We start from the raw sequence: 13,472 nt of genomic DNA, 5'->3' as shown, positions 1-13,472 counted from the left end.
CGTGGAGTAATTAAATGAAAGGGGCTGGTCAGAAGAGAACTAGGATAACTAAGGATGAACGGGCTCGGAGGGATGTATTTAAGGTGCGGGAGCAAAGTGTAAGGAGCTATTTTTCAAATTTAAATAAGCACGTTGGTGATTTAAGAAATAAAGAAACTGACTTTTATGGTATCGATAGGGAATTGAAGTTTTTTCAAGATAATATAATTTTTGAATACGAGAAAACTAAAGGGCTAAGGCATCCGAGAGATCTCGGTAATGCCAGGGAAAATATCCTCAAAGATTTCATTAAGGCGAGCGGATTATTTCCTCCGAAATACTCTATTTCTGAGAGGAGTTCAAGGGTTGCAGCCACATCGGGGCATATTAGTAATGAGATGGATATTGTTTTTTATGATTATCTCGACAGATATGTTCTAATGCAGCGAAATAGTGCTTACGATGTTTACTCAGCTGAGTGTGTTTATGGAGTGGTTCAGGTAAAATCAAAGTTAACATCAAAGGAGTTGGTAAGCGCAATTAATAACATAAAATCTTATAAAAAATTAAAGAGAGTAAGTAATTCTGCTTTTTTTATTGGTAATGGAGACTCATCAATAAATGGGTTTGGGGTGATTTTTGCGTACGAATCAGGGATGGACTGGCATGAGATAGTTGATTTATTACAAGCAGAGGTTTTAAAAAATAAGCCAAGTGAATTACCCAATGCTATTTTTATACTTAACCAAGGGTATTTTATATTTGGCACAGAAACAGAGTATTTGAGTTTGAATTCAGACAGAATGGTTAATGCTAAAGATGTAATAGTTCATGGTTTTCCAGATCGCGATGAGAACTCATTGAGCCATTTTTATGAGATAATAATCAGATTGTTAAATAATACTCTTAAGATAAGCACTGACATCCTTAAATATAGAAGTTTGCCTTTAACGGCAGGTGATTATTCATATAGATTCTCATCTGGTGTTTTAAATGAATTGGCTCGTTGTGAATTGCATGGGGAATATCACCGGCTTTTTAAAGAGTCAGCATTGGAATGTATTTTGTTATATTGTGTCTCTAAAGAAAAAATAAATTTAATAAAGTTGCTCGATCTCGGCTTGGGAAGGGCAGGAGATAATGAAGATGCCTATAATAGGCAGCCGATTGATGTTGTGGTTTACAATCCAGAAAATCTTTTACCGACAGAAATTATGTTTATGGACCCGCAACCATTTGAGTTTGAGGGTAAAACCTTTACCGCACCGCCATGTGCGTACTATAGAATAATTTGTTCCAATATGGATATAGTAATACCTTTTTATTATATAGTAAAAGAGAATATGTTGCACTCATGCCCTAAATGTAAAAAATGAGTTCGAAATGGATATTCCTTTTGCCAACTTAATTTTATGGTCAATGTACACAATGCGGGTTGGAATCTAAGGCAACTCTACCTAAGGGGTTAAGGTTATCCAACTGTAAGATATTATCTTTGAGGTGGCGCTTGTACTTGAAGTTACTTGTGCCCGGTATCCTATAGGTATCCTACAAAATGTTTAGGGCTTGCGTTTTCACGCAAGCCCTTGATTTTTTGGTGGCCCCTGTTGGGTTTGAACCAACGACCAAGCGATTATGAGTCGCCTGCTCTAACCACTGAGCTAAGGGGCCATAGCGGGGGGATTATAAAGTAACTTACCCCTGCAATCCAGCATGAATATCCTGTCTGATGTTTTTATAAACAGCGCATTTTCAATCCCTTATACTGGTACTTATGACAATTGACCAGGAATAACTATGATCAATGATATTCTCGCTCCCGGGCTGCGCGTGGTGTTTTGCGGTATCAATCCGGGTAAATCTTCTGCTCATACCGGCTTCCACTTTGCGCACCCAGGCAATCGATTCTGGAAGGTGATCCATCAGGCGGGCTTTACCGACAGGCTGCTGCGACCAGAAGAGGAGAGGCATCTGCTGGATACGCGCTGTGGCATTACTATGCTGGTGGAACGCCCGACGGTGCAGGCCAGCGAAGTGGCGCTGCATGAGTTGCGCACCGGCGGCAGAGAGCTGGTTATGAAGATGGAAGAGTATCAACCTGCTGCGCTGGCGATCCTCGGCAAACAAGCCTTTGAGCAGGCCTTCAGTATCAGAGGTGCTAACTGGGGCAAGCAGACAATGAGTATTGGCGTAACGCAAGTTTGGGTGCTGCCGAACCCCAGCGGGCTAAATCGCGCGACACTGGATAAGCTGGTAGCCGCTTACCGCGAACTGGACGATGCGCTGGTGACAAGAGGCCTGTAGCGCGGCGGAAGTAAAAATCCGCCTTCATAAAAGGCGGCATTGATTGCAGCCTAAAAGGGCGTACCAAAACCCTTAAAAAGAAGTTTCTACCACTCCTGTAAGATTTAAATCTAAAGGCAATAAGGCAGAGACAAAACTTGTTGATGACCACGCCTACATGACGTGGTTTTCCGTTGGCAATAAAAAAGGCTCCCGCTGGGAGCCTTTCACTACAACGATATGAGAAAATTAATCGTCGAGGAAGCTACGCAGCACTTCAGAACGGCTCGGATGGCGCAGTTTACGCAGTGCTTTCGCTTCGATCTGGCGGATACGTTCGCGGGTAACGTCAAACTGTTTACCCACTTCTTCCAGCGTGTGGTCGGTGTTCATATCGATACCGAAACGCATACGCAGTACTTTCGCTTCACGGGCGGTCAGACCCGCCAGAACGTCGTGCGTCGCCGCGCGCAGGCTCTCGGTGGTGGCTGAGTCCAGCGGCAGCTCGAGGGTGGTATCCTCGATAAAATCACCCAGGTGCGAATCTTCATCATCACCAATCGGTGTTTCCATGGAGATTGGCTCTTTGGCGATTTTCAGCACCTTGCGGATTTTATCTTCCGGCATCAACATGCGTTCGGCCAGTTCTTCCGGCGTCGGTTCGCGACCCATTTCCTGCAGCATCTGGCGTGAAATACGGTTGAGTTTGTTAATGGTCTCAATCATATGTACCGGAATACGGATAGTGCGCGCCTGATCCGCGATGGAGCGGGTAATCGCCTGACGGATCCACCAGGTTGCGTAGGTGGAGAACTTGTAACCACGGCGGTATTCGAACTTATCAACCGCTTTCATCAGACCGATGTTGCCTTCCTGAATCAGATCGAGGAATTGCAGACCACGGTTGGTGTATTTCTTGGCGATAGAAATAACCAGACGTAGGTTCGCTTCCACCATCTCTTTCTTCGCACGGCGTGCTTTCGCTTCGCCGATGGACATACGACGGTTAATATCTTTTACCTGCTCAATGGTCAGGCCTGTTTCTTCTTCAATCTGTTGCAGTTTTTGCAGGCTGCGCTGAACGTCTTCCGTCACTTCATGCAGCTTTTCGGACCACGGCTTGTTCATCGCCAGCGCGGCATTGAACCAGGTTTCACTGGTTTCATTGCCGGTGAACAGCGTAATGAAGTTTTTCTTCGGCATTTTGCACTGTTCAACGCACAACTTCATGATGATGCGTTCCTGGGTACGCACGCGATCCATCATGATACGCATACTGTTTACCAGGTAGTCGAACTGTTTCGGCACCAGACGGAACTGCTTGAAGACTTCAGACAGCTTGAGGATCTCTTCCTGTGCCGCAGCGTGGCTGCGACCTTTGGCTTTGATCGTGTCACGAGTTAGTTCGTACTGTGTACGCAGTTCGCCGAATTTTTCACGTGCCAGCTCAGGATCGATGCTGTTGTCATCATCGCTGTTGTCATCGTCTTCTTCATCTTCTTCATCATCGTCGTCATCCATCTCTTCGCTGGAGAGCTCAGAGCCGACATGGGTTGCCGTTGGCGCAAGATCTTCTTCCGCGTTCGGATCGACAAAGCCGGTGATCAAATCGGACAGACGCGCCTGTTCTGCTTCGACGCGGTCGTATTGTTCTAACAGATAGGTAATGGCTTCCGGGTACTCGGCAACGGAGCACTGAACCTGGTTAATCCCGTCTTCGATACGTTTGGCGATGTCAATTTCGCCTTCACGGGTCAGCAGTTCAACGGTCCCCATTTCACGCATATACATGCGAACCGGGTCGGTCGTGCGCCCGATTTCAGATTCCACGCTGGAAAGCACTTGCGCAGCCGCTTCGGCAGCGTCATCGTCCGTGTCGGCAGTGGTTTCAGCCAGCAGCAAATCATCAGCATCCGGTGCTTCTTCCATCACCTGAATGCCCATGTCGTTGATCATTTGGATGATGTCTTCGATCTGATCGGAGTCGACGATATCTTCCGGCAGATGGTCATTGACCTCGGCATAGGTCAGATAGCCTTGCTCCTTACCACGGGTGACAAGAAGCTTCAGCTGTGACTGCGGGTTTTGCTCCATAAGACGGTATCCACACTTAAATTCATGAGGGTTGGTGTCGGTCGGCGAAATAAGCAGCCAACATTTAACGCGAGGGTGTATTTATATTTTTGCCGCTGGCCCTCATCGCGGCTGTCGGGATCAACCCGATCGGTTATCGGCACTTAAGCCGTTGAATTCATTTTTTCGCCAGTTCCTGGTTTAACTGCCAGAGTTCCCGGCGCTCTTCGCTGCTTAAACCGTGCGTACGATCGCGAGCTATCAGCTCTTCCTGTCGCCGTTCAAGCATCGAATCAAACATATGATTGAGCGAGTCGGTAAACGCTTTCTCTGCGATTTCCTTATCTGCTATATCGTCCCACATCGACAGCTTTTCAAGGGTTGCAGCTTCTTTAGTGCCGCGATAGTGCTCCAGCAACTGTCCGGTAGTCAGGCCTGGCTGTGACAAACAAGTGTTGACCAGTTCTGCAAATAAGCCAAGCCCGGGCAACCTGGATTGATCCAGGCCTTCTAACGGCGGAACCGCCGATGCTAACTCTGGGTTCTGGATCAATAACCCTATAAGTATACGCATGGTTGTGCGTTTTAGCTGCGGAGCGGGGCGCTGAGCGCTGTTTTCCACTTGTTTTGGCATTAAACGATCAAGTTGCGTATCGTCGAAGATACCAATTTTGTTCCCCAGCAACTGCCTAAGCTGAATGCGCAACGTCTCGCCTGGCACCTGATTGATTAACGGCAAGGCCAGCGCTGCAAGTTGCGTGGTACCATCCGGCGTCGTCAAATCTGCCTGCGGCAACAGGCTGTTAAACAAAAACGTGGAGAGCGGCTGAGCCTGCTCCATCCGCGCTTCAAATGCCGCTTTACCCTCTTTACGCACCAGCGTATCCGGATCTTCACCATCCGGTAGGAACATAAAACGCAACTGACGGCCATCGTTCATATAAGGTAGCGCGGTTTCCAGCGCACGCCAGGCGGCATCACGACCTGCCCGGTCACCGTCATAACAGCAGATGACGTTTTTCGTCACTCTGAACAGCAACTGGATATGATCCGCCGTGGTAGAAGTGCCCAGCGAAGCAACCGCATAATTGATGCCGTACTGCGCCAGCGCCACCACGTCCATATACCCTTCGACGACCAACAGGCGCTGCGGTTCATCGTTATCCAGTTGCGCTTCATAAAGGCCATACAGCTGGCGGCCTTTATGGAAAATATCGGTCTCCGGGGAGTTGAGGTATTTGGGCGTCTCGTTACCCAACACACGCCCGCCAAAACCAATCACCCGACCACGCTTGTCGCGTATGGGGAACATCACCCGTTCACGGAAGCGATCGTAACTGCGTCCCTGATCGTTTGTTACCAGCATGCCGGCATCGATCAGAGATTTGCGGTTTTCGCTATTGCCGCCAAAACGCTTTAACACGTTGTCCCAACCGGGAGGGGCGTAACCAATGGCGAAACGCGCAATAATTTCGCTACTCAAACCGCGCCTTGCCAGATACTGGCGCGCCGGTTCAGCGGCAGGTTGCGTCAGAGATTGCTGATAAAATGCATTAAGCCCGTCCATCAGTTGGTAGAGCGTTTGTCGTTGATGGCGCTCTATCAGGCTGGGCCCGCTGCCTGCTTCAAAAGGCACTTCAAGGTTGTGCATGGCGGCAAGTTCTTCGACGCTTTCCACGAACTCGAGCTTGTCGTAGTTCATTAAAAAGTCGAGGGCGTTACCGTGCGCGCCGCAACCAAAGCAGTGATAAAACTGTTTTTCACCGTTTACGGTGAAAGAAGGGGTTTTTTCATTATGGAATGGACAGCACGCGTGGTAGTTCTTGCCCTGCTTTTTCAGCTTTACACGCGCGTCGATCAGATCGACGATGTCGGTGCGTGCCAGCAGGTCATTGATAAAAACACGTGGGATTCGTCCAGCCATAGGCCCCGTTTTGATCTTTTATAACCCCCCGTTCTTCAGGCCGCTGAATGTGGCGAAAATCACGCTGGTTATATCAGGTTATAAACGAAAATAAGCCGCGCATTCCTTTCGGAAGCACGGCCTTACAACTACAACTCGGTCTAAATCTGAGAGCGTGCCGCTCTCAAAAGATTAGTACAGACGAGTACGGCGTGCGTTTTCGCGAGCCAGTTTCTTCGCGTGACGTTTCACAGCAGATGCTTTAGCGCGTTTACGTTCGGTAGTCGGTTTTTCATAGAACTCACGACGACGAACTTCCGCCAGAACACCTGCTTTTTCGCAGGAACGCTTGAAGCGACGCAGAGCTACGTCGAACGGCTCGTTTTCACGTACTTTAATTACCGGCATGTGCCTCTCACCTTTGATTAATTCGGTTTGCCGCTGGCGTTCACACCAGCATATTTCAAAATGGTGCGGAATTTTACTGCAACTGCTGCTGCTTTGTAAAGCACCGACGCGCTTTTTGAAAGGGACTTTTGTAAGGGTGAGGAGTATACACGAACTCCTTGCCTGGGGTGAGCAAAGTTTTACATCGACCAGTATTCGCCCTACACTGCGCGGTATTGCAAAGAGGTAAAGATCCATGCGTGTATTGGGCATTGAAACATCCTGCGATGAAACTGGCATCGCAATTTATGACGACCAGCAGGGGCTTTTAGCCAACCAACTGTATAGTCAAGTAAAACTGCATGCTGATTACGGCGGCGTGGTGCCGGAACTGGCTTCCCGTGACCATGTGCGTAAAACTGTGCCACTGATTCAGGCCGCGCTGAAAGAAGCCGGGCTTGTGGCAAAAGATATCGATGCGGTGGCCTACACGGCCGGACCTGGCCTGGTCGGCGCACTGCTGGTTGGCGCGACGGTCGGACGTTCGCTGGCTTTCGCCTGGGATGTCCCGGCGATTCCAGTTCACCATATGGAAGGGCATCTGCTGGCGCCGATGCTGGAAGAAAATCCCCCGGCGTTCCCGTTTGTGGCACTGCTGGTTTCCGGCGGGCACACGCAGCTCATCAGCGTGACCGGCATGGGGCATTACGAACTGCTGGGCGAGTCAATTGATGATGCCGCAGGGGAAGCGTTTGATAAAACCGCCAAACTGTTGGGGCTTGATTATCCCGGTGGGCCGATGCTGTCAAAACTGGCGTCACAGGGCGCTGAAGGCCGTTTTGTCTTCCCGCGTCCGATGACCGATCGTCCGGGGCTGGATTTCAGCTTTTCCGGGTTGAAAACCTTTGCTGCGAACACCATTCGTACCAATGGCGATGACGAGCAAACCCGTGCCGACATTGCACGAGCGTTTGAGGATGCCGTGGTTGATACGCTGATGATTAAATGCAAACGCGCGCTGGATCAGACCGGATTTACGCGTCTGGTGATGGCGGGCGGCGTGAGCGCCAACCGCACTCTGCGGGCGAGACTGGCAGAAATGATGAAAAAGCGTCGTGGCGAAGTCTTTTATGCGCGTCCTGAGTTTTGTACCGATAATGGCGCAATGATCGCTTATGCTGGTATGGTACGTCTGAAAGCAGGAAATGATGCCGGACTTGGCGTAACAGTTCGTCCGCGCTGGCCACTGGCGGATCTGCCAGCGGCGTAAACTGTGACAGCCCGGTTGCTGAGATAACGCCGGGCTTACTCTTGTTTTTTCTTCTTCAGCTTCGACCAGATTTTGGTTTCCTGGCGGCGCCACAGGCGCTGAATATTGTCATGGTGACGTAACAGAATCAGACAGGAAAGCATCGCCACCGGGAAGGTGAACTGCGGTTTGAACCACCAGACATAGAAAGGTGCGATCAGCGCGCTGACAATCGCGCCCAGCGATGAGTAACCGCTCAACAGCACGGTTAAAAGCCAGGTTCCCGCCATGACGCCCGTTAAATCCCAGCCAATCGGCGCAATCGCGCCAAATGCTGTCGCTACGCCTTTACCACCCTGGAATTTAAAAAATACCGGCCAGATATGACCAAGACAGGCAGCGATAGCAATAAGCCCCAGCCAGAACGGTGTTACGCCAAGCGCGTAAGCCCCCCAGACGGGCAGCATTCCTTTCAGAATATCGAAAATCAGTACCGTTACGGCTGCTCCCTTGCCGCCAATGCGTAAGACGTTGGTCGCTCCGGGATTACCAGAACCACTTGCTCGCGGATCGGGAAGACCGGCGAGGCGGCAGACCAGGATGGCGCTGGAGATTGAGCCACAAAGGTACGCAAGGAGGATCATTCCAGGCGCGATTGCACTCATGACGCTGTTCCGTTGTGAAAAAGTCGTTTTATTCTCTGCATCGATGGATAATACGCATAAATTCTGGAAAGTGGTATCCAGTGAATGCGCAAAATCTGCCAGAGCGCAGGAAAGATCAGGCCTGGCGGCACAGTGTTGAAACAAACTGTAGGTGGAATGTGATGGATATTGTATTTATTGAGCAGCTTTCGGTAATCACCACCATTGGTGTTTACGACTGGGAACAAACCATTGAGCAGAAACTGGTGTTCGATATCGAAATGGCCTGGGATAACCGTCAGGCGGCGAAAAGTGATGATGTGAATGATTGCCTCAGCTATGCCGATATTGCCGATGTGGTTGTCAGCCATGTGGAAGGCGGGCGTTTTGCGCTGGTCGAGCGTGTTGCAGAAGAGGTGGCAGAACTGCTGCAGGCGCGTTTTCATTCACCATGGATACGCATCAAACTGAGCAAACCAGGCGCCGTGGCGCGGGCGCAGAGTGTCGGTGTAATCATTGAGCGTGGGTTAAATCTGAAAGAAAGTATTTAAATTCATAATAGTTAAACCAAGCGCTAGTATTCAGGTCATAGATGATGGCCATTCACGGCTACTCCTCAGGGGCCTTTTTCAATTTCTTTTTTAGGGGTTTATTGATGAGCGATGTACATTCGCTGCTAGTGGCAGCCATTTTGGGTGTCGTTGAAGGATTGACGGAGTTTCTGCCAGTTTCCAGTACTGGCCATATGATTATCGTCGGCCATTTGCTGGGATTTGAAGGTGATACAGCAAAAACGTTCGAGGTTGTGATTCAACTGGGCTCGATTCTGGCGGTTGTCGTGATGTTCTGGCGACGCCTGTTTGGTTTAATTGGTATTCACTTCGGCGTACAACCGCATGAAGGCACCGGTACGGGACGCCTTTCTCTGATTCATATCATTTTAGGTATGATTCCGGCGGTGGTGATTGGGCTGGTATTTCATGACACCATTAAGTCGCTGTTTAACACGCTCAATGTGACTTATGCTCTGGTGGTCGGCGGTTTCCTGCTGATTGCCGCAGAAGTGCTGAAGCCGAAAGTGCCGCGGGCGCAGGGCGTAGATGATATGACTTATCGCCAGGCATTCATTATTGGTTGTTTCCAGTGTCTGGCGTTGTGGCCGGGTTTTTCCCGTTCCGGTGCGACTATTTCCGGCGGTATGCTGATGGGCGTTAGCCGTTATGCCGCATCAGAGTTCTCTTTCCTGCTGGCTGTACCCATGATGCTGGGCGCAACCGCGCTGGATCTCTACAAGAGCATGGGGTTTCTCACTACGGGCGATATTCCGATGTTTTCCGTGGGTTTCATCACCGCTTTTATTGTCGCGCTGATCGCCATCAAAACCTTCCTGGAACTGATTAAACGCATCTCGTTTATCCCGTTCGCGATTTATCGTTTTGTTGTTGCAGCGGTAGTGTACCTGGTCTTCTTCTAAGGCTCGCGCCCTCAGTCTGCGGGCTGGGGGCAACGATGCGCTTTCCACTTTGCCAACGCGGCTATCCGGCGGCGCGTCAACTCTTCGCGGACTTCCGCCCCCTTAAAACCGGCTTCAATCACCGCTTTGGTTGGAACCGCACGAGCCACTTCCCACGCTTCGCGCAGTAAACGTCCTTGCGGATAGTCGCAAGCTTCAAAACCGGTACGTCCGCGCACATCGGCTTCGCTGGTCAGGGCAATTTGTTCTACGCGCTGTGGTTTACGCCATGCATCAATTGAGTCGAACAACTTCACAATGGTTTTGGGCTGCAAAATGGGGAAGGTGTGGATCAGATCGTGAAACTCCGCCACCAGTTTTGCCAGATCGCGGATCTCGTTCGGTACGCGCAGACGCTGGCACAGCCCTGCGATCAGTTTGACGCCCGCCGGGCCGTGTCCGTGATGGCGTGGCCAGAGTTCTTTTGGCGTCAACGCTTTTCCCAGATCGTGACATAACGTGGCGAAACGCACGTCCAATTCCGGGCTGAGCATCGCGGCCATTGTCAGCGTCATCAGTGTGTGAACGCCAGTGTCGATTTCCGGATGCCATTTCGCCGGAGCAGGCACGCCAAACAGCGCGTCGACCTCCGGGAATAGCACCTTCAGTGCGCCGCAGTCGCGCAGCACCTGGAAATAGACCTGAGGATTACGGGTATGCAGCGCATTCTCGGTCTCTTTCCAGACGCGTTCCGGGGTCAGATAAGCCAGTTCCCCAGCATCGGTCATAGCGCGCATCAGTGACATCGTTTCGTCGGCAATACGAAAACTGAGGTGAGCATAGCGTGCTGCGAAGCGGGCAACACGCAGCACGCGCAGCGGATCTTCGCTAAATGCCGGGGAGACGTGACGTAAAATGCGGTTACACAGATCTTGCTGACCATTGAACGGATCGATGATGTGCCCCTTTTCGTCCTGTGCCAGTGCATTGACCGTTAAGTCGCGGCGCAGTAAATCTTGTTCAAGGGAGACATCGGGAGCGGCATGAACGATAAAACCGGTATAACCCGAGCCGGATTTACGCTCAGTGCGGGCCAACGCATATTCTTCGCGGCTTTGCGGATGGAGAAACACAGGAAAATCGCGACCTACCTGCTGGTAGCCCGCGTTGAGCATCTCTTCCGGCGTGGCGCCGACCACAACCCAGTCTCTGTCTTTGACTGGCAGGCCTAACAACGAATCACGTACAGCACCACCGACCAGATAACTCTTCACACCACTCTCCTCTACACATAAGTCGACAGATAATACGTAAGTGTAGAGAAGATGGCGAATGTGCTTAACTCATCCAGCGATCTTTGCGCTTGCGGCTTGGGATCATATGCGGCAACAGCAGGCCGAGGAGCAGACCCGCGCCCAGCACACCGCCGCCATACATAAACCATTGCATAATGATGGTGCGCTGCTTATCGTCCAGCTGCAGATTCGCCGCGCTCACTTTCTTCTGCGCGACAATTAACTCGTTTTTCAGCTTCTGGTTTTCGTCCTTCAGGCCGGTTATCACCCCGTCGCTCTGTGCCACTTTTTGCTGCATTTCAGCCGTGCGCTGGTTCCAGGTGTTATCGATATTGTTCAGTTTATCGGTCAACGTTTTAACCTGGTTCTCCAGCTCCGGCACGCGAGTTCGTAGGCTCGGCTCTGCGCTCAACTCTTTCAGTGGGATCCAGACAGTCCGTCCGGTGCTGTCGCGAACCTGGCCGTAATCGTTGTTTTGTTGCAGCAGAGCCACTTCCTCGCCAGCATTTACCGTACCGACAAGGCGATAATTATCGCCAGGGCCACTACGTACCCAAGTATTCAGTTCGTCGGACACATACCGTTTTTCTTCAGCGTGGATCCCAACGGACGCACTCAGTGCAATCAGGGTCAATCCAATCAGGCGTAATTTTGGCATCAGGCAGTCATTATTTTCGTTAAATGTGAATGGGAAACAGTGACATCAGTCTGACGACACCCGGCAGGTGGCATCAATCGGAATCTTCCAGGTCAAACTGCGCGCTTATACGAACTTTTGCACCCAGCAAATTGCGCATTGCATGGCAATTTGGCACACAATACTATCTACTGACAAACATCAGGGGCGTTAGTTCGCCGAAATTTTCACTGATGTGACATAACCATAAGTGCAAGGCCATGGCTCAGGAAATCGAATTAAAGTTTATCGTTAATGCCGACAGCGTGGAAACGCTTCGTCACCATCTGCATACGCTGACCGAAGAACATATCGCCGCCAGCCAGTTACTGAATATTTACTATGAGACGCCGGACAATTGGCTGCGTAGACATGATATGGGGCTGCGCATCCGGGGTTTTGATGGCCAGTATGAGATGACGATGAAAATTGCCGGACGGGTGATTGGCGGTTTACATCAGCGTCCTGAATACAATATACCGCTTGCCAGCCCGGAACTGGATCTGTCGCACTTTCCTGCCGAAGTGTGGCCGGATGGCGAGCTGCCTGCTGATTTACAGGCACGTACGCGTCCGCTATTCAGTACCGATTTTTACCGTGAAAAATGGCTGGTCAATGTCGGTGAGAGCCGAATTGAGATTGGCCTTGATCTCGGCGAAGTGAAAGCCGGCGATTACGCCGAGCCGATTTGCGAACTGGAGCTGGAGCTGCTGAGTGGTGATCCTGCAGATATTCTTAAACTGGCACGCCAATTAGTCACGCTCTCCGTTTTGCGTCAGGGAAGCCTGAGCAAAGCTGCTCGCGGTTATCACCTGGCACAGGGCAATACCCTACGCGAGCGCCGTCCAATGGCCATTCTGCAAACTGCCCCGAAGGCCAGCGTTGAGCAAGCTTTTGCTGCTGCGCTGGAACAGGCGCTTTCCCAGTGGCAATACCATGAAGAACTGTGGGTGCGCGGCAATAACGCGGCGAAGCAGGATGTACTGCGTGCGATTGCCTTAATCCGCCATACGCTGACGCTTTTTGGCGGTATCGTGCCGCGTAAAGCGAGCGCTCACTTACGTGATTTACTGACACAGGTGGAAGCCACGCTGACTTCGGCGGTTTCTGCCGCCACTGCGGTGTGGAATGCGTCTTCGGCAATGGCAAAACTGCTGTTGACCGAGTGGCTGGTGACGCAGGGCTGGCGCGCTTTCCTTGATGAAAAAGCGCAGGCAAAATTTGCCGATTCATTTAAACGCTTCGCCGACGGACATCTTTCGCGCATCGCGGCAGAGCTGAAAAAAGCTTTCGCGCAACCGCTGGGTGACAGTTATCGCGATCAGTTGCCGCGCCTGGCGCGTGACATCGACAGTGCATTGTTGCTGGCGGGCCATTACGATCCCGCTCTGGCAAACGAATGGCTTGAGAACTGGCAGGGGCTGTACCACGCGATTGAAACGCGTCAGAGAATCGAGATTGAGCACTTTCGTAATACCGCAATTATGCAGGAGCCGTTCTGGCTGCACAGCGGAAAACGCTAACTTAAAG

General features: G+C 50.9%; 12 protein-coding genes and 1 tRNA gene. 6 read left to right on the top strand and 7 right to left on the bottom strand.

Annotated elements, in window-relative coordinates:
- The first annotated feature begins 14 nt into the window (after positions 1-14).
- Complete coding sequence (locus BM427_RS10695; protein WP_090121477.1) at positions 15-1,355, top strand: DUF6602 domain-containing protein; 1,341 nt, start codon at positions 15-17, stop codon at positions 1,353-1,355.
- Between the two features lie 219 nt (positions 1,356-1,574).
- Here the strand turns inward: BM427_RS10695 and BM427_RS10690 are convergent.
- A tRNA-Ile gene (locus BM427_RS10690) sits at positions 1,575-1,650 on the bottom strand.
- 126 nt (positions 1,651-1,776) lie between these two features.
- On the opposite strand from BM427_RS10690, the gene mug reads away from it, so the two are divergent.
- Positions 1,777-2,283 (top strand): G/U mismatch-specific DNA glycosylase, encoded by a 507-nt coding sequence (gene mug / locus BM427_RS10685; protein WP_090121476.1) that lies wholly within the window; start codon positions 1,777-1,779, stop codon positions 2,281-2,283.
- A gap of 228 nt (positions 2,284-2,511) precedes the next feature.
- Here the strand turns inward: mug and rpoD are convergent, their stop codons facing one another.
- The 3 genes from rpoD to rpsU all read right to left on the bottom strand — a co-directional run bounded on the left by rpoD (position 2,512) and on the right by rpsU (position 6,646).
- Complete coding sequence (gene rpoD / locus BM427_RS10680; protein WP_090121474.1) at positions 2,512-4,356, bottom strand: RNA polymerase sigma factor RpoD; 1,845 nt, start codon at positions 4,354-4,356, stop codon at positions 2,512-2,514.
- Positions 4,357-4,513: 157 nt separating this feature from the next.
- On the bottom strand, positions 4,514-6,259 hold the full coding sequence (gene dnaG, locus BM427_RS10675; protein ID WP_090121473.1) for a DNA primase: 1,746 nt from the start codon (positions 6,257-6,259) through the stop codon (positions 4,514-4,516).
- 171 nt (positions 6,260-6,430) lie between these two features.
- On the bottom strand, positions 6,431-6,646 hold the full coding sequence (gene rpsU, locus BM427_RS10670) for a 30S ribosomal protein S21 (RefSeq protein WP_001144069.1): 216 nt from the start codon (positions 6,644-6,646) through the stop codon (positions 6,431-6,433).
- A 235-nt stretch (positions 6,647-6,881) separates the two neighbouring features.
- Between rpsU and tsaD the strand changes: the two genes are divergently transcribed.
- The gene (gene tsaD / locus BM427_RS10660; RefSeq protein ID WP_090121470.1) at positions 6,882-7,895 is read left to right on the top strand and encodes a tRNA (adenosine(37)-N6)-threonylcarbamoyltransferase complex transferase subunit TsaD; all 1,014 of its coding nucleotides are present in this window, start codon (positions 6,882-6,884) and stop codon (positions 7,893-7,895) included.
- Positions 7,896-7,930: 35 nt separating this feature from the next.
- Here tsaD and plsY read toward each other — a convergent pair whose 3' ends face one another.
- On the bottom strand, positions 7,931-8,539 hold the full coding sequence (plsY, locus tag BM427_RS10655; RefSeq protein WP_090121469.1) for a glycerol-3-phosphate 1-O-acyltransferase PlsY: 609 nt from the start codon (positions 8,537-8,539) through the stop codon (positions 7,931-7,933).
- Between the two features lie 161 nt (positions 8,540-8,700).
- Here plsY and folB point away from each other — a divergent pair, with 161 nt between their 5' ends.
- Positions 8,701-9,069 carry a bifunctional dihydroneopterin aldolase/7,8-dihydroneopterin epimerase gene (gene folB, locus BM427_RS10650; RefSeq protein ID WP_090121467.1) on the top strand — a complete coding sequence of 123 codons (369 nt, stop codon included), beginning with the start codon at positions 8,701-8,703 and terminating at the stop codon, positions 9,067-9,069.
- A gap of 104 nt (positions 9,070-9,173) precedes the next feature.
- Complete coding sequence (gene bacA, locus BM427_RS10645) at positions 9,174-9,992, top strand: undecaprenyl-diphosphate phosphatase (protein ID WP_090121466.1); 819 nt, start codon at positions 9,174-9,176, stop codon at positions 9,990-9,992.
- An 11-nt stretch (positions 9,993-10,003) separates the two neighbouring features.
- On the opposite strand, the gene BM427_RS10640 is transcribed toward bacA, so the two are convergent.
- Both BM427_RS10640 and BM427_RS10635 read right to left on the bottom strand, forming a co-directional pair.
- Entirely contained in the window at positions 10,004-11,245 is a 1,242-nt protein-coding gene (locus tag BM427_RS10640) for a multifunctional CCA addition/repair protein (protein ID WP_090121464.1), read from the bottom strand.
- Between the two features lie 64 nt (positions 11,246-11,309).
- Positions 11,310-11,924 (bottom strand): TIGR04211 family SH3 domain-containing protein, encoded by a 615-nt coding sequence (locus BM427_RS10635; protein ID WP_090121463.1) that lies wholly within the window; start codon positions 11,922-11,924, stop codon positions 11,310-11,312.
- Between the two features lie 239 nt (positions 11,925-12,163).
- Between BM427_RS10635 and BM427_RS10630 the strand changes: the two genes are divergently transcribed.
- Positions 12,164-13,465 (top strand): CYTH domain-containing protein, encoded by a 1,302-nt coding sequence (locus BM427_RS10630; protein WP_090121461.1) that lies wholly within the window; start codon positions 12,164-12,166, stop codon positions 13,463-13,465.
- Positions 13,466-13,472 lie beyond the last annotated feature (7 nt).

Origin of the sequence: Kosakonia arachidis (genome assembly GCF_900116535.1) — a bacterium.
Lineage (GTDB): Bacteria > Pseudomonadota > Gammaproteobacteria > Enterobacterales > Enterobacteriaceae > Kosakonia > Kosakonia arachidis.
Note: the sequence above shows the minus strand (reverse complement) of the source record. Positions and strands in the feature narration are given on the sequence as shown.